This is a genomic window from Ciceribacter sp. RN22 (assembly GCF_024054295.1).
Classification (GTDB): Bacteria; Pseudomonadota; Alphaproteobacteria; order Rhizobiales; family Rhizobiaceae; genus Allorhizobium; species Allorhizobium lividum.
In genome coordinates this window covers 1,400,791-1,424,264 of record NZ_JAMXLD010000001.1, presented here as the reverse complement: position 1 = coordinate 1,424,264, position 23,474 = coordinate 1,400,791, and the positions used below count along the sequence as shown (strand labels likewise).

Sequence of the window (23,474 nt, the reverse complement as noted above, 5' to 3'; positions counted from 1 at the left end):
AGGCCGGACGGGCATTCCTTTTTTTGCTCCCCCAACAAGTGGATAGGCGCGGAGGTGAATTCAAGCCTGCTTAAACACCGCCGGTCCAGTTTGTGACGGAAGCGTTACAAATAGAAAGTCATCACCCCGGGTAACGCCCGGAGCTAGTCCGAGGCTGAAGCCGGGGCGAATACCGCATGTGCTGGTGACGCAGGATACCGGATTCGGGGCCGGGCACGCCACTCGGACACATGCATGTCGCTCGTGTTTTCTAGCCGATGTCCGAGGCAGGCGAAACCGGCACGGAATATAAAGGCAGTGTTCTGGCGCAGATTCTCGACGGATTCGCCCAAAAACGAAAGAGGCCCGCGGGAATGCGGGCCTCTTCGACAAACTCTGATTGCAGCCGGCACGCCTTACGCAGAGGCGTTCGCCTTTTCTTCCTGCCGGTCGGCATAGATGTAGAGCGGGCGGGACGTGCCGCGCACGACGTCTTCCGAGATGACGACCTCGCGGACGCCTTCCAGTTCCGGCAGTTCGAACATGGTGTCGAGCAGGATCTTCTCCATGATCGAGCGCAGGCCGCGGGCGCCGGTCTTGCGGACGATCGCCTTCTTGGCGATCTCGCGAAGGGCGTCCTCGTGGAAGTTCAGTTCCACGTCCTCCATCTCGAAGAGGCGCTGGTACTGCTTGACGAGCGCGTTCTTCGGCTCCGACAGGATCTGGATCAGCGCATCCTCGTCGAGGTCCTCGAGCGTCGCCAGCACCGGCAAACGGCCGATGAATTCCGGGATGAGGCCGAACTTCACCAGATCCTCCGGCTCGAGGTCGCGAAGGACCTCGCCGACGCGGCGATCTTCCGGAGAAGACACCGTCGCGCCGAAGCCGATCGAGGTCTTCTCGCCGCGGGCGGAGATGATCTTGTCGAGACCGGCGAAGGCACCACCGCAGATGAACAGGATGTTCGTGGTGTCGACCTGCAGGAACTCCTGCTGGGGATGCTTGCGTCCACCCTGCGGGGGTACGGAAGCGACCGTGCCTTCCATGATCTTCAGGAGCGCCTGCTGAACACCCTCGCCCGAGACGTCGCGGGTGATCGACGGGTTGTCGGACTTGCGCGAAATCTTGTCGACTTCGTCGATGTAGACGATGCCGCGCTGGGCGCGCTCGACATTGTAGTCAGCGGCCTGCAGGAGCTTCAGGATGATGTTCTCGACGTCTTCGCCGACATAGCCGGCTTCGGTGAGCGTCGTGGCATCCGCCATGGTGAACGGCACGTCGATGATGCGTGCGAGCGTTTGGGCGAGATAGGTCTTGCCGCAGCCGGTCGGGCCGACGAGCAGGATGTTCGATTTCGCGAGCTCGACATCGCCGCCCTTGGAGGCGTGCGCCAGGCGCTTGTAATGGTTGTGCACGGCGACCGACAGGATCTTCTTCGCCTGCTGCTGCCCGATGACGTATTCATCGAGAATCTTGATGATGTCCTGGGGCGTCGGGACGCCATCGCGGGACTTCACCATCGAGCTCTTGTTCTCCTCGCGGATGATGTCCATGCACAATTCGACGCATTCATCGCAGATGAACACCGTCGGTCCGGCAATCAGCTTCCGGACTTCGTGCTGGCTCTTGCCGCAGAACGAACAATAGAGGGTATTCTTGGAGTCACCGCCGTTGCTTCCGCTGACCTTGCTCATGTCTCTTTCCTTCCAGCACGCCGCGCCGCCCTCGAAACGGAACACGGACCACTTACACCGCCCCAACCACAAAACGCCGCAATCGGCTGGAGCCAGTTCGATCTGGGGGTACTAACCGGCAGACGCACTATGCGCCTGTTGACCGGCGGCAACGAAAACCCCTTCAAACCGCAAGGCTATGTCACAAAACTTCAACACAGCCTTAATTGCTACTATTAGCGCGTTCCCCGGGAGATTAAACCCCCTCCTTCGTTCACAAGGGGGTCAACGGTCCATCCCGAACCGCGCAAACGGGCGGCCGTCAGGCCGCCGGTATTCCTTCGATTTCCTGGCGGGAGGTCAGGATCTTGTCGACGATACCCCAATCCTTCGCCTCGCTCGCCTCCATGAAATGGTCCCGGTCGAGGGTTTGTTCAACCTCGTCATAGGTGCGGCCGGTGTGCTTCTCATAGATTTCGTTCAGGCGGCGCTTCATCTTGATGATGTCGCGGGCATGCCGCTCGATGTCGGACGCCTGCCCCTGGAAGCCACCCGAAGGCTGATGCACCATGATGCGGGAATAGGGCGTGGTAAAGCGCATGCCCTTCTCGCCGGCAGCCAGCAGCAGCGATCCCATGGAGGCCGCCTGACCGATGCAGAGCGTCGATACGGCCGGACGGATGAACTGCATGGTGTCATAGATTGCGAGACCCGCGGTGACGACGCCGCCCGGGGAGTTGATATAGAGCGCGATTTCCTTCTTCGGGTTTTCCGCTTCCAGGAACAGCAGCTGCGCGCAGACGAGCGACGCCATCTGGTCTTCGACGGGGCCCGTCAGGAAGATGATCCGCTCCTTCAGCAGGCGCGAGAAAATGTCGTAGGACCGCTCGCCGCGATTGGTCTGCTCGACAACCATCGGCACCAGAGCCATGGCGGTATCAACTGGATTTGTCATGTCCGTCCTTCTTCGCACTGTCTTCCCGGACACGGAAGCCGCCGCGGGAATCATGTATTGTCGTGTCAATCCCTACATAGAGTGTCCAAGCCCCGGACTTCAAGACGTGAGGCGCCGATATCCTTAACCGCCGCAGGATGTGACGGGGACCAATGGATAGCCGCGCATCCCCCTCTCCGGCCGGCTTGCCGCGCTCCGCGCGCAGCCGGAACGACGAGCTACGCCACGGTGTGGTCGGGCTTACCCCGTCCGATCGCCACAAGGTCGGCAGACACAAGCCGGTGCAATCGACCCCTTTACGGGCGGAAGTATGGCGCGACCGTCCTGCACAGGAACGGCATCCTATGGTAAACGGCAAGTAAAAAATCGCCGAACACGTCGGAGAAACCGGATCGGAGGCAAAAACAGTCGGCGATTGGTAGCAACTGTTTAACGAGTATTGATCACCTTGCTTGGAATATCCTTTCATCCTCACCAGGGCTCACGGCTGTGCTCGACTTCAGAACGGGGTTGCTCCTCTGGACCATACAGGCCGCCTCGATGGGCGCGCTCCTTATCGTCGTGTGGCTACACGGCTTGAAGGACAGACACTTCCTGCTGTTCGGACTGGGGCTGATCTCCCATGCATCGGGCCTGGCGCTGGTCGGTGCGCGCGGGATGATCCCGGACTTTCTCTCCATACAGGTCGCCAACGGCGTCACCCTCACGGCCTTCGCCTTTTTCGTCGCCGCGCTCCGAAGGTTCGACGGCAATACCACACCGCCCTGGGCCACCCTCCCGCCGCTTCTCTGGATTACCGGAAACCTCTTTCCGTTCATCCGTGACGATTTCTCCAACCGCGTCATGCTCTACAGCGTCAGCGCGGCGCTCGGCTTCGCCCTGATGAGCTTCGTCATCGCACGCGGCGGCACGAGCTCACGACGCTACCGCTATATTCTGAGCGGAGTCTGGGCGATTCATGTGGCGAGCAACCTGTTGTTTGCCCTGCGGACTTGGCAACAGAACCCGCAGGGCTTTCAGGATGTCGGCGCCAATAGCTTTGTCAGTATTGTCGGCATTATCGGCTTCGTCACGGCGATCATGATCCTCGCCAAGCTGCTGATCGACCGTTCGGAGGAGCGCCTGAAGGAACTCGTCCGCACCGACCCGCTGACCGGCATCTACAACAGACGAGGTCTTCTGGAGGTCTACGAGCGCCTGCGCTCCATCCCCGTCCGCGAACGTCCGGTGCTTGCAGTCATCGTCTTCGATCTTGACCACTTCAAGCAGATCAACGACACCCACGGCCATCAGGCCGGTGATGCGGTCATCGTCGAATTCGCCCGCAGGGCGGCCGGCCTGATCCCGGCGGGCGGCGTGTTCGGTCGGAGCGGCGGCGAGGAATTCGCTGCCATCCTGCGGGTGGGCGAACCTCGCCACGCCGCCTTGGTCGCCGAGACCATCCGCCAGTCGGTGGCCACCAGCCCCGTCGCCACCGATGCCGCCGCAATCGAGGTGACGACGAGCATCGGGATCGCGACGATGCCCGCCGGAAGTGCCGATCTCGACCGCCTGCTGAGCGGCGCCGACCGGGCGCTATACGTCGCAAAGGACAAGGGCCGAAACCGTTGCGCGGTCTGGACCGGGGAGAGGATCCTTTCCGTGCACACCGACACGGCCGATCTCATCGACGACCAGACGGACCGCCAGGTGGCGGCCCTGCGCATACTCGCCAAGGCGGCGTCGGACGAGCACGACGCACTCGGCTCCTGAGCCCGCCTGCTCTCGCCCGTACGATGGCGCGACAGAAGCCATCTTCAACAAAGATGCGTTGGGTGCGTGCAAAAGCCTTGCCGTCGAACGACCGCGACCTACAATCCTCACGTGTGAAGAAACGAACCCGGTCGGGATGATCGGGAGAACGGAGTGGTCATGCGGAAATTCCTTCTCAACAGCGCCTTCGTTTCCCTCCTCGTCCTGCCGGCCAGCGGCCTCGCCCAGCAGGCGTCAGACGCCGTTGCGCCGGAACGCGCGACGGGATTTGCCGCCGCCACGCGCACCGAGGCGAAGAGCTTCATGGTCGCCGCCGCCAACCCTCTCGCCGCGGAGGCCGGGCGGACGGTGCTCGCACGGGGCGGCAATGCGATCGACGCGATGGTTGCGGTACAGACCGTACTGGGGCTCGTCGAGCCTCAGAGCTCCGGCCTCGGCGGTGGCGCCTTCCTTGTCTATTACGATGCCGCGTCGGGCAAGATGACGACCTTCGACGGACGCGAGACCGCGCCCATGGAGGCCACGCCGAAGCTCTTCCTCGATGCCGAGGGACAGCCGCTGAAATTCATGGATGCCGTCGTCGGCGGACGCTCCGTCGGCACGCCGGGCACCGTGAAGCTCCTGTCCGAGGTGCACAAGCGCTACGGCAAGACGGACTGGGCACAACTGTTCGAACCTGCGGAGAAGCTCGCCACCGACGGCTTTGCCGTTTCCCCTCGTCTCGCCTCACTGGTTGCGGCGGAAGGCGAGCGGCTCAAGAAATACGACGGGCCGCGCAACTACTTCTACGATGCCTCCGGCGCACCATTGAAGGAAGGCACAATCCTCAAGAACCCGGCCTACGCGGAAACCCTGAAGGCGATCGCCGAGGGTGGCGCCGACACCTTCTATTCCGGACCGATCGCCGAAGCGATCGTCAGAACCGTTCGTGAAGCGAGCGACAATCCCGGCGCCCTCTCACTTAACGATTTCGCTAATTACCGAATTGTCGAACGCGCGGCGGTCTGCGTGACCTACCGGGCACTCGACGTCTGCGGCATGGGGCCGCCCTCCTCCGGCGGCGTCGCCGTCGGGCAGATCCTGGGAATGGTCGAGAATTTCGACCTCAAGGCACTCGGCGCCGACAACGTCGAGAGCTGGCACATCATCGGCGACGCGCAGCGTCTCGCCTTCGCCGATCGCGAACGCTATCTCGCCGACACCGATTTCGTCCCCTCGCCGATCAAGGGGCTCATCGGCAAGGACTATCTCGGCCGGCGCGCAGCGCTTCTCGACGGAGACAAGGCGCTCGCCCCCGATGCGGCGACGGCCGGAGAACCGGAATGGGATCACGCCCTGCTCTTCGGCCGCGGCGAAGCGATCGAGCTTCCCTCGACCAGCCATTTCGTGATCGTCGACAAGGACGGCAACGTCGTCTCGATGACCACCACGATCGAAAGCGGCTTCGGCTCGCGGCTGATGACGAACGGCTTCCTGCTCAACAACGAGCTCACCGACTTTTCCTTCAAGACCCATGACGGCGGCCTGCCGGTCGCCAACCGCGTCGAGCCGGGCAAGCGTCCGCGCTCATCCATGTCGCCGACCATCGTCCTGAAGGACGGAAAACCCCTGCTGGCGATCGGGTCGCCGGGCGGCAGCCAGATCATCGGCTACGTCGCCCAGGCGCTGATCGCGTATGTCGACTGGGGCATGCCGGTCGAGAAGATCGTTGCGCAGCCCCACTTCATAAACCGCTTCGGCCCCTACGAGCTCGAAGCCGGGACGACAGCGGAACAGATGGCGGAGCCGCTGAAGGCGCTCGGATACGAGATCAAGGCGGGCGAGATGACGTCCGGCCTCCACGCGATCGAGATCACCGCGGAAGGGCTCGCCGGCAGCGCCGATCCGCGCCGGGAGGGTGTCGCTCTCGGGGAGTAACGGAGAAGGCCTGGGCGGGCTTTCGGATCGCGACGAATTGCGCTAGGCCGATCGACATGTCCAGTCTCTCGTCCTTCCTCCGCATCGATCCCGAAACCCGCCGCGTCTTCCTCGACGCGCGCAATCCCGCCTTCTACAGCGATCCGAACCGTGTCTATGCGGCGTTGCACGCCGCATGCCCGACCTTCTACTGGGAGGAACAGCGGCAGTGGTTCTGCACCGGCTACGAAACGGTGAACGCGCTGCTTCGGGACCGGCGTTTCGGCCGGCAGATCCTTCATATCGCGACCCGCGAGGAGCTCGGTATGCCCGAGCCGCTCGCCCATACCTGCCATTTCGATGCCGCCGAGGCGCATTCGCTGCTCGAACTCGAGCCGCCCGAGCACACGCGGCTCAGGACACTCGTCAACCGGGCCTTCGTCTCCCGGCACATCGAGAAGATGACCCCGGAGATCGAGGCGCTCGCGAACCGGCTGATCGACGGGTTCGAAAAGGACGGGAAGACCGAGCTTCTCTCCTCCTTCGCCGACATCATTCCGGTCACGATGATCGCCCGCATGATCGGCATTCCCGAGGAGATGGGGCCGCAGCTCCTGAAGTGGAGCCACGACTATGTCGGCATGTACATGTTCAAGCGCAGCCGCGCCGACGAGGAGGCTGCGGATCGCTCGGCGCGTGAATTCGCCGATTACGTCCGCGCGATGATCGCCGAGAGGCGGGCCGAACGCCGGGACGATCTCCTGAGCCACATGATCCACACCGAGCACAAGGGGCAGCTCCTCACCGAGGACGAACTTATCTCGACGACGATCGTGCTGCTCAATGCCGGACATGAGGCGACGGTGCACCAGATCGGCAATTCCGTGCGGGTTATCCTCGAAAGCGGCATCGAGCCTGCGACGCTCTTCTGCGATCCGAAGACCACGGAGCGTACCGTCGAGGAAACGCTCCGCATCTGCGCGCCGGTCCACATCTTCCAGCGCTATTGCCTGGAGCCGGCGGAAGTCGACGGCGTCTCCTTCAAGCGCGGCGACAAGGTGAGCCTGAACCTCGCCGCCGCCAATCTCGATCCAGCCAAGTTCACCGACCCACTGACCTTCAGGCCCGACCGCGACGAGGGCGTGAACCTCTCCTTTGGGGCCGGCATCCATTTCTGCATCGGCGCGCCACTCGCGCGCCTCGAACTCAATCTCGTGCTGCCGATCCTCTTCCGACGTCTGCCGGGCCTGCGGCTTGCCCGCCGCCCAACAGTCAAGGACGTCTACCACTTCCACGGACTGGAGCGGCTCGATCTCGAATGGTAGCGCGCCGGGGCCTGACCTAGCAAAGGCCGCCCGGCACGCCGCTGTCACCCCGACGGGGCCTAGATCTGGGCGAAACCGCCGTCGACCGACAGTTCCACACCGTTGATGTAGCTTGCCCTCGACGAAGCCAGGAAAAGGGCCGCTTCGGCGATCTCGTCGGGATGCGCCATGCGGCCAATCGGAGAGGCCGATTTCAGGTAGGCTTCGAAGCCGGCGATCCGTTCCTCGTCCATCTTCAGACCGTTCTCCATGATCGGCGTGCGGGTAACGCCCGGGCTCAGCGTGTTCACGCGGATGCCCCTGCCCTTCAGGTCATTGGCAAAGCTGCGGGCGAACGAGCGGACCGCCGCCTTCGATGCGTTGTAGGCGCTCAGCCTCTCCATGCCCTTGTTGCCGACGATGGAACCCGTGAGCACGATGTTGCCGCCGTCGCGGATGACCGGCAGCAGAACCTGCACGGTATAGAACACGCCCTTCACGTTGACGTCGAAGATGCGGTCGAAGAGCGCTTCGTCGGTCGTGCCGATGTCATTGTTCTCGGCGATGCCGGCATTGGCGAAAAGCACGTCGATCTTGCGTCCGTCTGCTTCGATACGTGCCCGCAGATGTTCCAGATCCTCGATCTGCGCCGAATCGGCGACGACCGGAACCGCCTTGTCTCCCAGCGCCGAGACGGCCTGGCTCAGTTTGGCTCCGTTGCGCCCGGTCACATAGACCGTCGCTGCGCCCGCTTCGAGGAAGAGCCTTGCCGCGGCGTAGCCGATGCCGGTCGAACCGCCCGTGACGACCACGACCTTGCCGTCGAAATGCATGTCCATTTGCGTCTCCTGAATTTCCGTATTTCATTAATACCCTTATTCGGTATTTCGGTTTTATTGAAATATTGAAGCCTGTCAACGGAAATGGTAGAGGCTGTGCATGGCCCAGTTCTTTCATCCCAGCCGTGAGGATCTTTCGCTCACCGCCGTTCTCGCCGCGCTCGGTGATCCCGCACGCATCGGCATCATGCGCAAGCTGATGCACGCCGAATGCGGGCAGAACTGCGGTTCGATCGCTCCCTGCAACGACATGCCGCGCTCGACGCTCTCCAATCAGCTGCGGATTTTGCGGGAGGCCGGTCTCATCCGCACCCACAAGCAGGGCGTCGAGAACATCAATGCCGTGCGCACGGAGGATCTGGAGGCTCGTTTTCCGGGACTCCTCGACAAGATCATGTCGCTCTACCCGATACCCTCAGCGGATCACGAAACGCTGCGGGCGTAGAATCCGGCCAGCCTCTCCAGTGCTTCGCGCATCGCGTCGCGCAATGTGTCCGGCGCCAGCACCTCGGCCTCGGCGCCGAGCCGCAGGAATTCCGAGATGGCGTGTTGCGCCTGTCCGCAGGGCAGCGTGACGATCCACCGGTCTTCGTGCCGCTCGTCTTTCTCTGCCTCCATGCGCGCACGGACATAGGAGGGAGAAATGTGCTCCAGAAGCCGCAAACCCCATTTGGAGACGCGGAGGGTCGCTGTGTTCGGATGAAGTTCCGCCTCCAGCCTCAGGGTGTTCTCCGTCCAGTAGCCGGCAAGGTCGAAATCCTCCGGACGCTCGAATCTCTCCTCGGTGACGAGGAGGTCGAGAATACGGGCGATGCGATAGGTCCGTACCTCGCCGTCGACCCGCGCCACCATGTACCAGGCACCGCCCTTCAGAACGACGCCGAGCGGCTCGGCCTCACGGTTCTTCTCTGCCTTCCAGCTGCGATAGCGCATGCGGACGAGCCTGCAATTCCAGACCGCGTCGGCGATGGCCTGCAGATGTGCCGGGCGCTCGCTCTCCCCGAACCAGGTCGGCGCGTCGAGATGGAAACGTCCCTGCATGCGCGCCGCGCTCTGGCGAAGATCCTCCGGCAGCGCCGCCGTGAGCTTCTTCTGGGCGCCCGCCATCAGCGAGCCTAGGCCGAGGTCTGCAGCGGCATCCGGAACGCCGGACAGGAACATCGCCTCCGCCTCCCCCGGCGAGAGGCCGTTCAGGCGCACGCGATAACCGTCGAGCAGGCGATAACCGCCCTCGGACCCGCGCTCGCTGTACACGGGCACCCCGGAGAGCGACAGCGCGTCGATGTCGCGGTAGATCGTCCGCACCGATACGTGGTTTTCCGCGGCAAGCGCCTCTGCGGTCACCAAGCCCTTCGCCTGCAAGGTCGTCAGGATGTTGATCAGCCGCACGGCGCGCATCGCAAAAATCTCCGTTGCGGCGATCATCCTAAATCAACCTGACAAAAACTGACAGGTATGGTGCGCCACACTGCCTTCATCGCCTCAAACCATGAAGGAGAAGACCGATGACCAAGCACGAACCGATCACCCTCTTCTATTCGCCGCAGACCCGTGCCACCGGCGCGCGCCTGCTTCTCGAGGAACTGGGCGTTCCCTACGAACTCCACGTGCTCAACATGAAAGCCGGCGAACAGCGGAATCCCGCTTATCTGGCGGTCAACCCGCTCGGAAAGGTTCCGGCCATCCTGCACCGCGGGACACTCGTCACGGAACAGGCGGCGGTCTACCTCTATCTCGCAGACCTCTTCGCGGAGAAGGGGCTCGCACCCGCCATCGACGACCCCGACCGTGGAACCTATCTCCGCTGGATGGTCTTTTACGGCAGCTGCTTCGAGCCGGCCCTGATCGATCGGTATCTTAAGCGGGAACCGGCGAGCCCGAACGAAACGCCGTACAGCAGCTACGACGACATGCTGGACGCACTGGAGGACGCGCTGAAGACCGGCCCCTACCTCCTCGGCGAACGAATGACAGCCGCCGACCTGCTCTGGGGTGTGGCGCTTCACTGGACGACGATGTTCGGGCTGGTGCCGGATCGTCCGGTCTTCCGCCGCTACATCGACCGGATGACCGGGCGTGACGCCTATGGGCGGGTTGCGGCAGAGGATGCGGCAATGGCCGCCGAACACCAGGCGGAAGCCGAACGGAAAACCGGCGCGGCGGCCTGACATCCGCCGGCCCGGCAGCGGTCGGGCCGGCGTTTCCGCTCAGAGACGGATCACGTAGTCCTTGCGAGTCGTTTCAACGACTTCCCAGGTTCCCTTGAAGCCCGGTCTCAGGATCATGCGGTCGCCGGCCTTGAGATGGACCGGCTCGCCGCCGTCCTCTGTGACAATCGAGTGCCCTTCGAGAACGTGGAAATACTCCCACTCGTCATAGAGGATGCGCCATTTGCCCGGCGTCGATTGCCAGACGCCGGCGTAGACGCCGCCCTCCGCTTCCTCGAGATTCCAGGTGAGGAAATGCGGATCACCCGAAATCAGCCGGCCGGGCGCAGGCGCCCCCTCCTCCGGCTCGACCGCGGAGATGTCGAATGCGAGAGCATGACTCATGGATTACCGTCCTTCGCCGCGCCCCTCCGGACACGGCGTTTCCTGCTGCCTGTCAAACCTTGGCGAGCGACTGCTCGAGGTCCGCGATGATATCGGCCGCGTCCTCGATACCGATCGAGAGCCGCACCACGTCCGGCCCGGCACCGGCGGCGATCTGCTGCGCCTCGGTGAGCTGGGCGTGTGTCGTGGAAGCCGGATGGATGACCAGCGAGCGGGTGTCGCCGATGTTGGCGAGGTGGGAGAAGAGCTGCAGCCCTTCGACCAGTGCCTTGCCGGCGGCATAGCCGCCCTTCACGCCGAAGGTGAAGACGGCGCCGGCGCCCTTCGGCGAATAGCGCTGCTGCAGGGCGTGGTTCGGGTCGGTCCCGAGACCGGCGTAGCTCACCCAGGCGACCTTGGGATGCTGCTTCAGCCAGGTCGCGACCTTCAGCGCGTTGTCGCAATGGCGCTGCATGCGCAGCGGCAGCGTTTCGATGCCGGTCAGGATCAGGAAGGCGTTCATCGGTGCAATCGCCGGGCCGAGATCGCGCAGGCCGAGCACGCGGCAGGCGATCGCAAAGGCGAAATTGCCGAAGGCCTGGTGCAGAACCACACCGCCGTATTCGGTCCGCGGCGCCGACAGAGCCGGATAGTTGCCGGACTTCGACCAGTCGAACGTGCCGCCATCGACGATGATGCCGCCCATGGAATTGCCGTGGCCGCCGAGGAATTTCGTCGCCGAGTGGACGACGATGTCCGCACCGTGCTCGAGCGGCCGCAGGAGATACGGCGTCGCCATGGTGTTGTCGACGATCAGCGGCAGGCCGTGCTTGCGGGCGACTTCGGCGATGGCCGCGATGTCGACGAAGGTGCCGCCGGGATTGGCGAGGCTCTCGATGAATATCGCCCGCGTGCGGTCGTCGATCTCCGCCTCGAAGCTTTCCGGATCAGCGGTATCGGCCCAGCGGACCTGCCAGCCGAAGCTCTTGAAGGCGTGGCCGAACTGGTTGATCGAACCGCCGTAGAGCTTCTTCGCCGCGACGAAGTTGTCACCCGGCTGCATGATCGTGTGGAAGACGAGCATCTGCGCGGCGTGGCCGGAGGCGACCGCCAGGGCCGCGGTTCCGCCTTCGAGCGCGGCGACTCTCTCTTCGAGAACCGCCTGGGTGGGGTTCATGATCCGGGTGTAGATGTTGCCGAACTGCTTCAGCCCGAAGAGCGCTGCCGCATGGTCCGCGTCGTTGAAGACGTAGGCCGTCGTCTGGTAGATGGGGGTGACACGGGCGCCGGTCGCAGGATCCGGCTGCGCTCCCGCATGCACCGCCAAAGTCGAAAATCCCGGGTTTCTGTCAGGCATTCGAGCCTCCCTTTTCTGGAATCCAGTCTGTCTTAACGGCTGCCGGCGCGAGTTAATCGCGATTTCCTCTTTCCCGCAAGGCGGCACAATCGACGAATATTGATCGAAATCAATGCAACTCCCCCGTCGCGGCAGATCATCTCATCAAACGATGGAGGTTTGCCATGGGCCAGATAACGAACGACCATTCCCGCGGGCCGATCGCCCGGATCGTCGAATGGATTACGAGAGGCTGGGAAGGCGCGAGCGAAGCGGAAATGATCGCCGCGCTCGACGAGAAGACGATCAGCGACATCGCCCATGACTGCGGCATATCGCCCGAACAGCTCGTCGAACTCGCCAAGGCCGGGCCTCACGCGGCCGACGAGATGCCGGAGATGATGCGGGCACTGCTCGTCGACCCGACCGAGGTCGAGCTTCGCTTCCGCGCCCTCTTCCGCGATATGCAGATCAATTGTTCGCGATGCCATGCCAAGCGCCAGTGCCGCGCCGACCTCAAGGACGGAACGGCGCCGACCGAGTTCGTCGACTATTGCAGCAATTCCGACGATCTCAACGTGCTGAGGGCGATCCCCGAGGTTCGCCTGCACTAGAGGCCGAGGCGGGGAATCTCGATCGCCGGGCAACGGTCCATGACGACCTTGATCCCGGCGGCCTCGGCCCTCCCGGCTGCGGCATCGTCACGAACGGAAAGCTGCCCCCACAGGACCTTGGGCAGCGGCTTCATCTGAAGCACCTCGTCGACGACGGCATCGAGATACTCGGCGGCGCGAAAGACATCGATCATGTCGAGCGGCTCCTCGATTTCGGCGAGCCGTCCGACAACGGGCTGACCGAGGATTTCCTTGCCCGCCTGCCCCGGGTTGACGGGAATGACCTTGTAGCCCCTGGAAAGCAGGAAGCGCATGACACCGTAGCTCGGCCGCGCCGCGTTCGGAGATGCGCCGAGAAGTGCGATGGTCCGTGTCCTGGTCAGGATATCGGAGATGTAGGTGTCGTCATACCGGTCGTGGTTCATGAGTTCGCGGTTCCTTTCTTTCTCTTTTTTATTAGCTTATTCTTGCTTTCTAAACTACAATAGCAATTGTTGGGCACTGTAATTCAAGACAACGCATGACGAGAATCGAACGCCTGAAAGGAAGACGAAGATGAGACCGCTGTTGCTTGCCATTCCACTCGTCGCCCTGGCCACTTCGGCCTTCGCGCTGCCCAAGTATACCTCCACCAAGATGACCTGTGCGCAGGTCCAGGAGACCATTCGCGCCCACGGAGCCGTCATTCTAACCTATCCGTCGGAGCGTCTGCGCGGTCACATGCTTTACGACACCTATGTCTCCAGCCGCCAGTTCTGCCGACCGGGCGAGATCACCGACCGCGTCAGTGTCCCGAGCCGCGATCTGCGGTTCTGTCGGGTCCTGACCTGCAAGCCCGACCGGGAGCAGATGCGCGAGCAGCAGCAAAGGGATCAGCAGCCGAACGATCCGACCCACGGGCTCCTCTGAACGCCCGACGGCATGTTGGGCAGCTTCATGTGACACTGCGTACCGACGGTGCGGGCGTCACATGCGGGTGCGGCCCCCGAGGCGGACCCGGGGGCCGGCCGTCATCCAGGCAGAACAAGGTTCCCCTCTTCGTCGAGAGGGAAGAAGGGATTATGCGCCACTTCCCAGAGATGGCCGTCCGGATCGGCGAAGTAGCCCGAATAACCGCCCCAGAAGACCTTTCGGGGCGATTTGACCAGGCTGGCGCCACAGGAGACGGCGAAATCGACGATCCGGTCGACTTCCGCCGGGCTTTCGACGTTCTGCGCCAACGTCACGCCGGAAAAACCGCCGACGCCGGCCGGAACGCCTGCATCCGCCGCCAGCGCCTCCCGCGAGAAGAGCGCCAGCACGGCTCCCTTGAGCTTTATGAAAGTGATGGCCTCCTGCGAGGCCGGCGAGCGCACCCAACCGAGTCTCTCGTAGAAGGCGGTGCTGCGCCCCAGATCCTCGACGCCCAGGGTAACGATCGAAATGCGCCGTTCCAACGTCATGACACTCTCCATTTCACAGGATACGAAGTATACTTCGTTCTCCCTATGTATTCCGTTCGTTCACAGTCACATTAGGTAATTCTTATGTGTAAGCGCGCAAAATCCGACAGTTTTTGACAGTAATCAATTTCGAACAACCTTTCAGGCGATGCGGCGCGATGGCGTCGCTGCGGACGTGCCTGTTTTGCAACGTCGCTATTCCCCTTTCCATTCCGGATGGCGCTTGTCGAGAAATGCCCCGATCCCCTCCTCGGCGTCCCGGGCGAGCATATTTTCCACCATCACCCGTGCGGTATAGTCGTAGGCCTCTTCGAGCGGCATCTCGATCTGGCGGTAGAAGGCCTCCTTGCCGATCTTCAGAGTAAGCGGTGATTTCGAGGCAATGACGGCGGCATATTTTGCGACGACCTGCCCGAGATACTCTTTCGGCACGACCCGGTTGACGAGGCCGAAATCCTTGGCGGTCGAGGCGTCGATCGTCTCGCCGGTCAGCAGCATCTCCATCGCCTGCTTGCGATGAGCGGCGCGGCTGACGGCGACCATCGGCGTCGAACAGAAGAGGCCGATGTTGACGCCCGGCGTGCAGAACCGCGACGTGTCCGTGCAGACGGCAAGATCGCACGAGGCGACGAGCTGGCAGCCGGCTGCGGTCGCCAGTCCGTCGATTTCGGCGATGACCGGCTTCGGCAGATGGGTGATTTTCAGCATCAGGGCGGCGCACAGGCGCATTGTCCTGTCGAAGAAATCACGGCCGCGGTCTGGATCGCTGCGATGGGCGGTCATTTCCTTGAGGTCGTGGCCGGCAGAAAAGAGCTTGCCGGCGGCAGCGATCACCACGACGCGCACGGTCTTCTCGGCGGCGGCCTTGTCTAGTTCCGCGGCCAAGGCCTCCATGAGGGCGATCGAGAGGACGTTCGCCGGCGGATTGCTGAGCGTCAGACGCAGGACCCCATCGGCAAAATCGGCGAGAACCGGCCCACGCCGCTCCTCTCCCCCATCTCTCCTCAACGGCACAACCTCGGACATGACCTCTCCCTTCGTCGTGTTTGCATCGTCGCCGAAGCCTGCCATAAAAGCGCGCCGGCGCACCAGTGCATCTTTGACCGCAGCAGAACCGGACGGAGCCCGCCATGCAGCCTGTCATGACCGTCGAGGAAATCTCCGCCTTCCTGGAGACGGACTTCCCGCAGATCCATACGGACGGGCGTGTCTTCACCGTCACCGCAATTGCGCCCGGCAGCGCCACGATGCGGTTCGACCCGACCGACCGCCACCTGCGTCCGGGTGGAACCGTCTCCGGCCCGTCGATGTTTGCGCTCGCCGACGTCGCCGCCTATGTGGCGATCCTCGCCCATATCGGACCTGTGGCGCTCGCCGTCACGACGAGCCTCAACATCAATTTCCTCCGGCTACCGAAGCCGGAGCCGATCACCTGCGATTGCCGTATCCTGAAGCTCGGCAAGCGGCTCGCCGTGGTCGACGCCCTCCTCCATCAGGGCGACCCGGAGACGCTGATCGCCCAGGCGACGGCCACCTATTCGATCCCCCCCAGGGAGACCCTGACGCCGCATTCGACCGCATAACGGTGCGAAATAATGCGGTATCATTTTACCACATATGTAATTCATTGATTTCACACGTATAATTCTAAGGTCGGCAGAAACGACTGTCTTGACCGCTTCCGACCGCCACAGTATAAGCCTGCGCAGTCTGCGGCCCTTCCGGGCTGCATTCTTTTTCGTGGCCTTCGGGTCCGCGAAACCAAGCAACAAGAAACGCCCCTGACGCGGTTCGCGTGGAGGGGTTCCAAAACGGAAAGTGAAGAAAGATGTCTACTTTCGTTCAGAAGCCTGCAGAGGTGGAGAAGAAGTGGATCCTCATCGATGCCGAAGGCCTCGTTGTCGGTCGTCTCGCCACCCTTATCGCCATGCGCCTGCGTGGCAAGCACAAGGCCACCTACACCCCCCACGTTGACGACGGCGACAACGTCATCGTCATCAATGCCGACAAGGTCGTCTTCACCGGCAAGAAGTACTCCGACAAGAAGTACTACTGGCACACCGGTTACCCGGGCGGCATCAAGGAACGTACCGCTCGCGCCATCCTCGAAGGCCGTTTCCCGGAACGCGTCCTCGAAAAGGCCGTCGAACGCATGATCCCGCGTGGCCCGCTTGGCCGTCGCCAGATGAAGAACCTGCGCGTCTACGCCGGCTCCAACCATCCCCATGAAGCGCAGCAGCCGGTCGCTCTCGACGTGGCCAAGCTGAACAGCAAGAACGTAAGGAGCGCCTGATAATGGCTGATCTCTCTTCCCTGAAGGACCTCGGCACGACCCAGGAAGCATCCGCTCCGGTTCACGTCCGCAAGGTCGATTCGCTCGGCCGCTCCTACGCGACCGGCAAGCGCAAGAACGCGATCGCCCGCGTATGGGTCAAGCCGGGCACCGGCAAGATCACCGTCAACGGTCGTGACTTCGGCACCTATTTCGCCCGTCCGGTCCTGCAGATGATCCTGCAGCAGCCGATCGTCGCCGCTGCCCGCACCGGTCAGTTCGACGTCGTCGCCACCGTTACCGGCGGCGGTCTTTCCGGCCAGGCCGGTGCCGTTCGTCACGGCATCTCCAAGGCGCTGACCTACTTCGAGCCGGGCCTGCGCTCGGTCCTGAAGAAGGGCGGCTTCCTGACCCGCGACAGCCGCGTCGTCGAACGCAAGAAGTACGGCAAGGCCAAGGCCCGTCGTTCGTTCCAGTTCTCCAAGCGTTAATCGCGGGAAACCGGAAACGGAAATCAAGGCGGGGCTTCGGCTCCGCCTTTTTCGTTTGTGCGGCCTGCGGCCGCCGGAAGAAACCTCTGGCATTCGCTCCTCCCGCCCCTAATATCCGAAGCGTACTGCAACGCCCCCTCGAGAGACTCCATGGTCAGCAAATCCATCGACAACGCCTTCACCGCCAGAACCATTCGCGGCGCGGCCACCGACCCGACCTATGCCGGGGCCCTCTCCTTCATGCGGCGGAAGTATTCCAAGACGCTGAAGGGTGTCGACGCGGTCGTGCTCGGCATTCCCTTCGATGCCGCCGTCTCCAACCGTCCGGGCGCTCGCTTCGGGCCGCAGGCGATCCGCCGGGCTTCCGCCATCTTCGACAACGATCCGCAATATCCCTTCGCACGCGATCTCTTCGAGCAGATGGCCGTGATCGACTACGGCGATGTCCTGCTCGATTATGGCAATCACCAGAAGACGCCCGGCCTGATCGAGAAGGAAGCCGCGAAGATTATCGCCTCGGGCGCCTATCTGCTCGGGCTCGGCGGCGACCATTTCGTCACCTGGCCGCTCCTGAAGGCGCACGCCGCGAAATACGGGCCGCTGGCGCTCGTCCACTTCGACGCCCACCAGGACACGTGGGACGACGACGGCAAGCGGATAGACCACGGCTCCTTCGTCTGTCGCGCGGTGCGCGAGGGCGTGATCGATCCGGCCCGTTCGATCCAGATCGGCATCCGTACCCATGCACCGGAGGATTTCGGCATCCGGATCATCCACGGATGGGAAGTGGAGGACATGGGCGCCCAGGCGATCGCCGACACAATCCTCGCCCATGTCGGCGACCGTCCCTGCTACGTTACCTTCGACATCGATTGCCTCGACCCTGCCTATGCGCCCGGAACGGGCACGCCGGTCGCCGGCGGGCCTTCGTCGGCGAAGATGCTCTCGGTGCTGCGCAAGCTCGGCGCCCTCGACATCCGCGGCTCGGACATCGTCGAGGTGGCGCCGGCTTACGACCACGCCGACATCACCGCAATTGCTGGCGCAACGGTTGCGATGTATATGCTCGGACTGCGCGCGGAAAAGCTTGCGACACGCGCCTGACACATTGATTCAACACACTCAGAAACAGAGTCCGAACTCTTATCCAAAGCACTGACAGGACAGGAAAAATGGCAGCGAAGATCTTCATCGACGGCGAACACGGCACCACGGGTCTGCAGATCCGCACGCGCTTGGCCGCTCGTCGCGACATCGAGCTGCTGTCGATCCCGGAGTCGGAGCGGCGCAATGAGAAGATGCGCGAGGACCTGCTGAACAGCGCCGACATCGCGATTCTGTGCCTGCCGGACGACGCCTCCAAGCAAGCCTATGAAATGACGGCAGCGAACAACAACGTGCGGCTCCTCGACGCCTCGACCGCCTTCCGGGTCCATCCGGACTGGGCCTACGGCTTTGCCGAGATGGACAGGGCGCAGAAGGAGAAGATCCGCTCCGCCCGCTATGTCTCCAATCCCGGCTGCTATCCGACCGGCGCCATCGGCCTTATTCGTCCGCTGAGGGCTGCCGGCATCCTGCCGGACGGCTATCCGGTGACGGTGAATGCCGTGTCCGGGTACACCGGCGGCGGCAAGCAGATGATCGCCCAGATGGAAGACCAGAGCCGTCCCGACGCGATCACCGCCAACAATTTTCTCTACGGGCTGACGCTGAAGCACAAGCACGTACCGGAGATGAAGGTACACGGCCTTCTCGACCGCGCGCCCCTCTTCTCGCCTTCCGTCGGCCGCTTTGCCCAGGGCATGATCGTCCAGGTGCCGCTCTTCATCGACGGCCTGAAGGAAGGGACGACAATCGAAGCGATCCACGCCGCCCTCGTCGCGCATTATGCCGGCCAGGACATCGTCAGTGTCGTTTCCCTCGAGGAGAGTGCGGCACTTGCCCGCGTCGACGCCGAGGAACTGGTCGGGCAGGATACGATGAAGCTCTTCGTCTTCGGCACCGCAGGCGGTGCGCATGTCAACCTCGTCGCCCTGCTCGACAATCTCGGCAAGGGCGCTTCGGGAGCTGCCGTGCAGAACATGGACTTGATGCTCTCGGCCTGATCCCGGCGGCGGGCATCGCAACGACGAAAAGGAGTCTACGATGCTCGACCATGTCGGACTTTCCGTTTCGGACTATCCGAAGTCAAAGGCCTTCTACGACGCGGTGATGCCGTCGATCGGGGCCTCCTGCATCATGGCGGTGACGGCGGAGGAGACCGACGGGACCTACGAGGGCGCCGGCTACGGTTCCGCCGGCAAGCCGTCCTTCTGGATCGGGACCGGCGGGCGCAGCACGGGACAGGTCCACATCGCCTTCGCCGCGCCGAACCGCGCGGCGGTCGATGCCTTCTATGCGGCAGCCATGGCGGCCGGGGCGCGGGACAATGGCGGACCCGGATTACGGCCGCATTACCATCCGGACTACTACGCCGCCTTCGTGCTCGATCCCGACGGCCACAACATCGAGGCGGTTTGTCACGCGCCGGCGTAACCGCCCGAGCCGTTCGTCTCGCCACTGTTCATTTCCTGACCCGGCACGGCGGGTTCTACGTTCGAAAACGTCGAACAATTCGTCGCCGCAACGACACATCGTCACGCGGCGGGCCGATCGCTATATCTGTTGAACAACAGATGAGGCACGACATGAGCAACGAACGTTTTCCGGTCTATTTCATCCCCCACGGCGGCGGCCCCTGGCCGTTCATGGATTTTCCGGCGGGTCCCGACGGCAAGAAGCCCTGGGGCGATCTCGACGCCTTCCTGAAGGGGTTCGATGCCGAGATCGGCCGCCGTCCGAAGGCCATTCTCGTCGTCTCCGGCCATTGGGAGAGGGAGCCGGTTCCGACCGTCTCCACGGCGGCCCGGCCCGGAATGCTCTATGACTATTCCGGCTTTCCGGAAGAAACCTATCGCCTGAGTTACCCGGCCCCCGGTTCCCCCGAGGTGGCGCGCCGCGCGAAGGCCCTTCTCGAGAAGGCGGGCATTCCGGCCGCAGAGGACGCGACCCGCGGCTTCGACCACGGCGTCTTCGTGCCACTGATGGTCGCCTATCCCGATGCGGACGTGCCGGTGGTGATGATTTCGCTGAAGAACACGCTCGACGTCGAGAGCCATGTGGCGATCGGCAAGGCGCTGGAGCCGCTGCGCGACGAAGGCGTCCTGATCCTCGCCTCCGGCATGAGCTACCACAACATGCGGATGTTCTTCCGCGACACACCGGAGCACAGGCAGCAGGCAATCCGGTTTGACGACTGGCTGAGCGAGACTGTGGGCATTGCCGACCCCGGCGAGAGGATGGCGCGGCTTGCGACCTGGGACCGCAACCCGGACGCGCTTGCCTGCCATGTTCCCGACCACGACCACCTGGTTCCGCTGTTCGTCGCAGTCGGCGCGGCCGGTGCGGATGCCGGCCGTCACGTGTTCCGGGGAGAGTTCCGCGGCAAGCCCTATTCGGGCTACCGCTTCGGCTAATTCAGGAGCAGGCGGGCGTCAGTCACGGACGGCGATCGCCACTTCCGGCGGGTACGCGCCGACGAAGCCCCTCCAGTGCGCGACCGCAAAGCCGAGCACGATCAGCGCGCCCGCCTGATGGGTGAGCGCGGCATGGAGCTGAACCTGCGTGAGCAGTGTCGTGATACCCAAGGCTGCCTGGACGGTGACCAGCAGGAAGAGCACGACCGAGCGCCGGGCGTGGGTCGTTTCCGGTGCCGCCCGCAGCGATCCGATCATATGCATGAGCGCGGCGGCGAAGAGCACATAGGCGCCGATCCGGTGGACGAACTGCACCGTCTTCGGGTTTTCGAAGAGATTGATCCAGGCGGGCTGCTGGATGAAGAGGTCGCCGGGAATGATCGCGCCATCCATCAGCGGCCAGGTGTTGTAGGTGAGCCCGGCGTCGAGACCGGCGACCAGTGCTCCCAAATAGATCTGGAAGAGCGCGAGGACGGCAATCGCCGCGGCCCAGGTGCGGGAGCTCTCCGTCGGCGGCTCGTCGTTCGAATGCGGCGCCAGCCCACGCATGATCCACATGCAGGACGAGAAGATCAGACAGGCCATCACGAGATGGGTCGCCAGCCGGTACTGGCTGACGTCGACGCGCTCGGCGAGCCCGGACGAGACCATCCACCAGCCTATGAAGCCCTGGAAGGCCCCGAGAGCGAGGATGCCGAGGAGCGGACCCTTGAGCCGCCGCTCGATGCGGCCGGTCACCCAGAAGAAGAACAACGGAACAGCGAAGATCACGCCGATGCCGCGGGCGATCAGCCGGTGCGCCCATTCCCACCAGAATATCCGCTTGAACTCCTCGACCGTCATGTCCTTGTTGATCTGCGCATACTCGGGGATCCGCTGGTAGAGGCGGAATTCCTCCTCCCACTGCTCGGCATTGAGCGGCGGGACGACGCCGTGGATCGGCTTCCATTCGGTGATCGAGAGGCCCGAATCGGTGAGCCGCGTCGCGCCGCCGACAAGCACCAGACAGAACAGCGCAAAGAGCACGAAGGCCAGCCAGATGCGGATCGCCCGGCGGTTCCTCTCTCCCCGCTCGATCGTCTCGAGCACACTTGCTTCAACAGGATTGGTCGTGCTTGCCATATCGCTTCCTCTCATCGGCTGTTGATTTGCCCGAGTTCCCCGTGCAAAACAAGCCCCGGATGGTGGCGACGGCCGACCGCTCCGGCATTCGTGACCAAACACCCCGCCGGCGGACGCATCCGGAACAGAGGACAAGTGACGATGCCTGCGAAACTGCGTTCATTCATCGGGACGATCCTGATCATCTGCCTCGTCATTCTCTACGCGCTGGTCGCCACCACGATCGCCTCGGCGCTGCTTGCCACCTCGCCCTGGTGGGTCCACTTCCTCTATTTCCTGCTTTCGGGCCTTCTCTGGGTGCTCCCGGCCATGCTGATCATCAAGTGGATGGCAGGTCCCGTCCGGAAATAGCCCTTTCCACCACGTCAAGTTACCACTCGCTAACCGCGTTCCGCGGAAGTTGCGGATCGCGCCATACGCTTAAGTGTTTGTACGGCTGCGAAGGACTAACGTTCGGCACGAATTTTCCGCGTCGGAGAAACCCTTGCAGACCTCGATCCTTGACAACCACCGTATGGCTGCCGAACCTCTGTCGCCGGGGAAACCGAGGGCTGTGGGGGCCGACAGGACCATGACTATCGGCGTCGCCGAGGATGTGAAAATCGAAATCTTCGACCGCATGGAGCCGCTGGAAAGCGAATGGCGGCGCCTGCAGCGTGATTCCTTTACCTCGCTTCACCAGGGCTATGACTGGTGCGATGCCTGGGCACGCAGCCACGGCCATCCACTCGCCGTCGTGCGCGGCTCGATCGCGGGCGAGACGTACTTCATCCTCCCGCTCGAGATCGTCACCGCGCGCTCCGTCCGCATCGCGCGCTATATCGCCGGACCGTTCAACAACATCAACAACGGGCTTTTCATGCCCGCCTTCCGTGATCGCTGCAGTCCGCAAGTCGCCCGATCTGTAGCGCACGCGATCGTTCGAGCGCTCAGCGGGCGTGCCGATCTGGTCTGGCTGCAGAACATGCCATTCGACTGGCGGGGAGAGCGCCATCCGTTTGCGGCGCTGCCGTCGGTCGAGAACCAGAACCATGCCTTTCAGCTGGCGCTCGCCGCGGACATGGAAGCGACGATACGCCAACTGAATGCCAAGCGCCGCCGCAAGATGTATCGCAACCAGTGCCGCAAGATGGAAGCGCATGGCGGCTTCGAACACGTCGTCGCCGCGACCTCTGCGGAGAAGGCGACACTGATCGACCTTTTCTTCCGCCAGAAGGCTATTCGTTTCGAGGCACAGGGCCTTCCGAACGTCTTCCGGCCCGACGAGATCCAGGCTTTTTTCCGCAACCTGTTACAGGTCGCGCCGAACGGCTGCGACACCCCGCTGCAACTGCACGCGATCCGCCTCAACGGCGAAAACGAGGGCAAGATCGCCGCGATTGCAGGTCTTTCGCGCAAGAACGACCACGTGATCTGCCAGTTCGGCTCGATCGACGAGCGTCTGGTCCCGGACACCAGTCCCGGCGAACTGCTCTTCTTCCTGATGATCGAGAAGGTGATCGACGAAGGTGCTGCGATCTTCGATTTCGGGGTCGGCGACCAGTGCTACAAGCGCCGCTGGTGCACGATCGAGACGGTGCAGCGCGACGTCCTGCTGCCGATCTCCGGCAAGGGTCGCATCGCCGCGGCGGGACTTCAGCTGGTAACGAGGACGAAGGCGGCCATCAAGCGCCACCCGGGGCTCTACGCCTTCATTCAGCGCTTTCGCGCCCGCGCAGACAGGGAACCGACAAACGAAGCAAGCGAGTGACGC

26 protein-coding genes are annotated in these 23,474 nt (G+C 63.2%); 16 read left to right on the top strand and 10 right to left on the bottom strand.

The features are described 5' to 3' along the window. Positions 1-395 precede the first annotated feature (395 nt). Together clpX and NHF53_RS07105 are read right to left on the bottom strand one after the other, a co-directional pair. Positions 396-1,673, bottom strand: coding sequence for an ATP-dependent Clp protease ATP-binding subunit ClpX (clpX, locus tag NHF53_RS07110; protein ID WP_112687108.1), 1,278 nt, complete (start codon positions 1,671-1,673; stop codon positions 396-398). Positions 1,674-1,974: 301 nt separating this feature from the next. Beyond that, positions 1,975-2,607 (bottom strand): ATP-dependent Clp protease proteolytic subunit, encoded by a 633-nt coding sequence (locus NHF53_RS07105; protein ID WP_112687106.1) that lies wholly within the window; start codon positions 2,605-2,607, stop codon positions 1,975-1,977. Positions 2,608-3,096: 489 nt separating this feature from the next. Here NHF53_RS07105 and NHF53_RS24160 point away from each other — a divergent pair, with 489 nt between their 5' ends. From NHF53_RS24160 to NHF53_RS07090, 3 genes are all read left to right on the top strand, one after another. Continuing rightward, positions 3,097-4,359 carry a GGDEF domain-containing protein gene (locus tag NHF53_RS24160; RefSeq protein WP_114362117.1) on the top strand — a complete coding sequence of 421 codons (1,263 nt, stop codon included), beginning with the start codon at positions 3,097-3,099 and terminating at the stop codon, positions 4,357-4,359. A 159-nt stretch (positions 4,360-4,518) separates the two neighbouring features. Then, the gene (gene ggt, locus NHF53_RS07095; RefSeq protein ID WP_252833653.1) at positions 4,519-6,276 is read left to right on the top strand and encodes a gamma-glutamyltransferase; all 1,758 of its coding nucleotides are present in this window, start codon (positions 4,519-4,521) and stop codon (positions 6,274-6,276) included. Positions 6,277-6,332: 56 nt separating this feature from the next. Next, positions 6,333-7,580, top strand: coding sequence for a cytochrome P450 (locus NHF53_RS07090; protein WP_252833652.1), 1,248 nt, complete (start codon positions 6,333-6,335; stop codon positions 7,578-7,580). A 59-nt stretch (positions 7,581-7,639) separates the two neighbouring features. Here NHF53_RS07090 and NHF53_RS07085 read toward each other — a convergent pair whose 3' ends face one another. Continuing rightward, positions 7,640-8,398, bottom strand: coding sequence for an SDR family NAD(P)-dependent oxidoreductase (locus NHF53_RS07085; RefSeq protein WP_252833651.1), 759 nt, complete (start codon positions 8,396-8,398; stop codon positions 7,640-7,642). A 100-nt stretch (positions 8,399-8,498) separates the two neighbouring features. Between NHF53_RS07085 and NHF53_RS07080 the strand changes: the two genes are divergently transcribed. Continuing rightward, positions 8,499-8,843 carry a helix-turn-helix transcriptional regulator gene (locus NHF53_RS07080; protein ID WP_252833650.1) on the top strand — a complete coding sequence of 115 codons (345 nt, stop codon included), beginning with the start codon at positions 8,499-8,501 and terminating at the stop codon, positions 8,841-8,843. Here NHF53_RS07080 and NHF53_RS07075 read toward each other — a convergent pair. Then, complete coding sequence (locus tag NHF53_RS07075) at positions 8,822-9,796, bottom strand: YafY family protein (RefSeq protein ID WP_252834934.1); 975 nt, start codon at positions 9,794-9,796, stop codon at positions 8,822-8,824. The genes NHF53_RS07080 and NHF53_RS07075 overlap by 22 nt on opposite strands. 107 nt (positions 9,797-9,903) lie before the next feature. Here NHF53_RS07075 and NHF53_RS07070 point away from each other — a divergent pair, with 107 nt between their 5' ends. Then, entirely contained in the window at positions 9,904-10,566 is a 663-nt protein-coding gene (locus tag NHF53_RS07070) for a glutathione S-transferase family protein (RefSeq protein ID WP_252833649.1), read from the top strand. Positions 10,567-10,605: 39 nt separating this feature from the next. Here NHF53_RS07070 and NHF53_RS07065 read toward each other — a convergent pair whose 3' ends face one another. Together NHF53_RS07065 and NHF53_RS07060 are read right to left on the bottom strand one after the other, a co-directional pair. Next, positions 10,606-10,950, bottom strand: a complete 345-nt coding sequence (locus NHF53_RS07065; RefSeq protein WP_252833648.1) for a cupin domain-containing protein — start codon at positions 10,948-10,950, stop codon at positions 10,606-10,608. A gap of 52 nt (positions 10,951-11,002) precedes the next feature. Further along, the gene (locus tag NHF53_RS07060) at positions 11,003-12,286 is read right to left on the bottom strand and encodes an O-acetylhomoserine aminocarboxypropyltransferase (RefSeq protein WP_252833647.1); all 1,284 of its coding nucleotides are present in this window, start codon (positions 12,284-12,286) and stop codon (positions 11,003-11,005) included. Between the two features lie 164 nt (positions 12,287-12,450). On the opposite strand from NHF53_RS07060, the gene NHF53_RS07055 reads away from it, so the two are divergent. Next, positions 12,451-12,879: a DUF6455 family protein gene (locus NHF53_RS07055; protein WP_114362103.1), complete on the top strand. Its 429-nt coding sequence runs from the start codon at positions 12,451-12,453 to the stop codon at positions 12,877-12,879. Here NHF53_RS07055 and NHF53_RS07050 read toward each other — a convergent pair. Further along, positions 12,876-13,304 (bottom strand): CoA-binding protein, encoded by a 429-nt coding sequence (locus NHF53_RS07050; RefSeq protein ID WP_252833646.1) that lies wholly within the window; start codon positions 13,302-13,304, stop codon positions 12,876-12,878. The genes NHF53_RS07055 and NHF53_RS07050 overlap by 4 nt on opposite strands. Positions 13,305-13,434: 130 nt before the next feature. Between NHF53_RS07050 and NHF53_RS07045 the strand changes: the two genes are divergently transcribed. Continuing rightward, the gene (locus NHF53_RS07045; RefSeq protein WP_252833645.1) at positions 13,435-13,788 is read left to right on the top strand and encodes a hypothetical protein; all 354 of its coding nucleotides are present in this window, start codon (positions 13,435-13,437) and stop codon (positions 13,786-13,788) included. 101 nt (positions 13,789-13,889) lie between these two features. On the opposite strand, the gene NHF53_RS07040 is transcribed toward NHF53_RS07045, so the two are convergent. Then, entirely contained in the window at positions 13,890-14,321 is a 432-nt protein-coding gene (locus tag NHF53_RS07040) for a VOC family protein (protein ID WP_252833644.1), read from the bottom strand. A 195-nt stretch (positions 14,322-14,516) separates the two neighbouring features. Beyond that, on the bottom strand, positions 14,517-15,347 hold the full coding sequence (locus NHF53_RS07035) for an enoyl-CoA hydratase (protein WP_252833643.1): 831 nt from the start codon (positions 15,345-15,347) through the stop codon (positions 14,517-14,519). Between the two features lie 104 nt (positions 15,348-15,451). Here NHF53_RS07035 and NHF53_RS07030 point away from each other — a divergent pair, with 104 nt between their 5' ends. The 7 genes from NHF53_RS07030 (at position 15,452) to NHF53_RS07000 (ending at position 20,599) form a co-directional block, all read left to right on the top strand. Continuing rightward, positions 15,452-15,904, top strand: coding sequence for a PaaI family thioesterase (locus NHF53_RS07030; RefSeq protein ID WP_252833642.1), 453 nt, complete (start codon positions 15,452-15,454; stop codon positions 15,902-15,904). A 245-nt stretch (positions 15,905-16,149) separates the two neighbouring features. Continuing rightward, positions 16,150-16,614, top strand: coding sequence for a 50S ribosomal protein L13 (gene rplM, locus NHF53_RS07025; protein ID WP_112687076.1), 465 nt, complete (start codon positions 16,150-16,152; stop codon positions 16,612-16,614). A 2-nt stretch (positions 16,615-16,616) separates the two neighbouring features. After that, positions 16,617-17,084, top strand: a complete 468-nt coding sequence (rpsI, locus tag NHF53_RS07020; RefSeq protein WP_112687074.1) for a 30S ribosomal protein S9 — start codon at positions 16,617-16,619, stop codon at positions 17,082-17,084. A gap of 150 nt (positions 17,085-17,234) precedes the next feature. Beyond that, complete coding sequence (gene speB / locus NHF53_RS07015; RefSeq protein WP_252833641.1) at positions 17,235-18,188, top strand: agmatinase; 954 nt, start codon at positions 17,235-17,237, stop codon at positions 18,186-18,188. A 68-nt stretch (positions 18,189-18,256) separates the two neighbouring features. Next, a complete protein-coding gene (gene argC / locus NHF53_RS07010) occupies positions 18,257-19,189 on the top strand; it encodes an N-acetyl-gamma-glutamyl-phosphate reductase (RefSeq protein ID WP_252833640.1) in 933 nt (310 codons plus the stop codon). A 40-nt stretch (positions 19,190-19,229) separates the two neighbouring features. Next, positions 19,230-19,619, top strand: coding sequence for a VOC family protein (locus tag NHF53_RS07005; RefSeq protein WP_114362094.1), 390 nt, complete (start codon positions 19,230-19,232; stop codon positions 19,617-19,619). 152 nt (positions 19,620-19,771) lie between these two features. After that, positions 19,772-20,599: a class III extradiol ring-cleavage dioxygenase gene (locus tag NHF53_RS07000; RefSeq protein ID WP_252833639.1), complete on the top strand. Its 828-nt coding sequence runs from the start codon at positions 19,772-19,774 to the stop codon at positions 20,597-20,599. Between the two features lie 18 nt (positions 20,600-20,617). Here the strand turns inward: NHF53_RS07000 and NHF53_RS06995 are convergent, their stop codons facing one another. Then, entirely contained in the window at positions 20,618-21,721 is a 1,104-nt protein-coding gene (locus tag NHF53_RS06995) for a COX15/CtaA family protein (protein ID WP_252833638.1), read from the bottom strand. Between the two features lie 141 nt (positions 21,722-21,862). Here NHF53_RS06995 and NHF53_RS06990 point away from each other — a divergent pair, with 141 nt between their 5' ends. Next, on the top strand, positions 21,863-22,072 hold the full coding sequence (locus tag NHF53_RS06990; RefSeq protein WP_112687064.1) for a DUF2842 domain-containing protein: 210 nt from the start codon (positions 21,863-21,865) through the stop codon (positions 22,070-22,072). A gap of 220 nt (positions 22,073-22,292) precedes the next feature. Beyond that, positions 22,293-23,471 carry a GNAT family N-acetyltransferase gene (locus tag NHF53_RS06985; protein ID WP_252833637.1) on the top strand — a complete coding sequence of 393 codons (1,179 nt, stop codon included), beginning with the start codon at positions 22,293-22,295 and terminating at the stop codon, positions 23,469-23,471. The last annotated feature ends 3 nt before the right edge of the window (positions 23,472-23,474 follow it).

Bases quoted from the DNA above. Each gene is read 5' to 3' on its own strand.
- NHF53_RS07075 (WP_252834934.1), bottom strand. From the start codon at position 9,796: ATGCGCGCCGTGCGGCTGATCAACATCCTGACGACCTTGCAGGCGAAG.
- NHF53_RS07040 (WP_252833644.1), bottom strand. From the start codon at position 14,321: ATGACGTTGGAACGGCGCATTTCGATCGTTACCCTGGGCGTCGAGGAT.
- NHF53_RS07050 (WP_252833646.1), bottom strand. From the start codon at position 13,304: ATGAACCACGACCGGTATGACGACACCTACATCTCCGATATCCTGACC.
- rplM (WP_112687076.1), top strand. From the start codon at position 16,150: ATGTCTACTTTCGTTCAGAAGCCTGCAGAGGTGGAGAAGAAGTGGATC.
- argC (WP_252833640.1), top strand. From the start codon at position 18,257: ATGGCAGCGAAGATCTTCATCGACGGCGAACACGGCACCACGGGTCTG.
- NHF53_RS07045 (WP_252833645.1), top strand. From the start codon at position 13,435: ATGAGACCGCTGTTGCTTGCCATTCCACTCGTCGCCCTGGCCACTTCG.
- clpX (WP_112687108.1), bottom strand. From the start codon at position 1,673: ATGAGCAAGGTCAGCGGAAGCAACGGCGGTGACTCCAAGAATACCCTC.
- NHF53_RS07035 (WP_252833643.1), bottom strand. From the start codon at position 15,347: ATGTCCGAGGTTGTGCCGTTGAGGAGAGATGGGGGAGAGGAGCGGCGT.
- ggt (WP_252833653.1), top strand. From the start codon at position 4,519: ATGCGGAAATTCCTTCTCAACAGCGCCTTCGTTTCCCTCCTCGTCCTG.
- rpsI (WP_112687074.1), top strand. From the start codon at position 16,617: ATGGCTGATCTCTCTTCCCTGAAGGACCTCGGCACGACCCAGGAAGCA.
- NHF53_RS07090 (WP_252833652.1), top strand. From the start codon at position 6,333: ATGTCCAGTCTCTCGTCCTTCCTCCGCATCGATCCCGAAACCCGCCGC.
- NHF53_RS07080 (WP_252833650.1), top strand. From the start codon at position 8,499: ATGGCCCAGTTCTTTCATCCCAGCCGTGAGGATCTTTCGCTCACCGCC.
- NHF53_RS07105 (WP_112687106.1), bottom strand. From the start codon at position 2,607: ATGACAAATCCAGTTGATACCGCCATGGCTCTGGTGCCGATGGTTGTC.
- NHF53_RS06990 (WP_112687064.1), top strand. From the start codon at position 21,863: ATGCCTGCGAAACTGCGTTCATTCATCGGGACGATCCTGATCATCTGC.
- speB (WP_252833641.1), top strand. From the start codon at position 17,235: ATGGTCAGCAAATCCATCGACAACGCCTTCACCGCCAGAACCATTCGC.
- NHF53_RS07085 (WP_252833651.1), bottom strand. From the start codon at position 8,398: ATGGACATGCATTTCGACGGCAAGGTCGTGGTCGTCACGGGCGGTTCG.
- NHF53_RS07005 (WP_114362094.1), top strand. From the start codon at position 19,230: ATGCTCGACCATGTCGGACTTTCCGTTTCGGACTATCCGAAGTCAAAG.
- NHF53_RS07070 (WP_252833649.1), top strand. From the start codon at position 9,904: ATGACCAAGCACGAACCGATCACCCTCTTCTATTCGCCGCAGACCCGT.
- NHF53_RS07000 (WP_252833639.1), top strand. From the start codon at position 19,772: ATGAGCAACGAACGTTTTCCGGTCTATTTCATCCCCCACGGCGGCGGC.
- NHF53_RS06985 (WP_252833637.1), top strand. From the start codon at position 22,293: ATGACTATCGGCGTCGCCGAGGATGTGAAAATCGAAATCTTCGACCGC.
- NHF53_RS06995 (WP_252833638.1), bottom strand. From the start codon at position 21,721: ATGGCAAGCACGACCAATCCTGTTGAAGCAAGTGTGCTCGAGACGATC.
- NHF53_RS07060 (WP_252833647.1), bottom strand. From the start codon at position 12,286: ATGCCTGACAGAAACCCGGGATTTTCGACTTTGGCGGTGCATGCGGGA.
- NHF53_RS07065 (WP_252833648.1), bottom strand. From the start codon at position 10,950: ATGAGTCATGCTCTCGCATTCGACATCTCCGCGGTCGAGCCGGAGGAG.
- NHF53_RS07055 (WP_114362103.1), top strand. From the start codon at position 12,451: ATGGGCCAGATAACGAACGACCATTCCCGCGGGCCGATCGCCCGGATC.
- NHF53_RS07030 (WP_252833642.1), top strand. From the start codon at position 15,452: ATGCAGCCTGTCATGACCGTCGAGGAAATCTCCGCCTTCCTGGAGACG.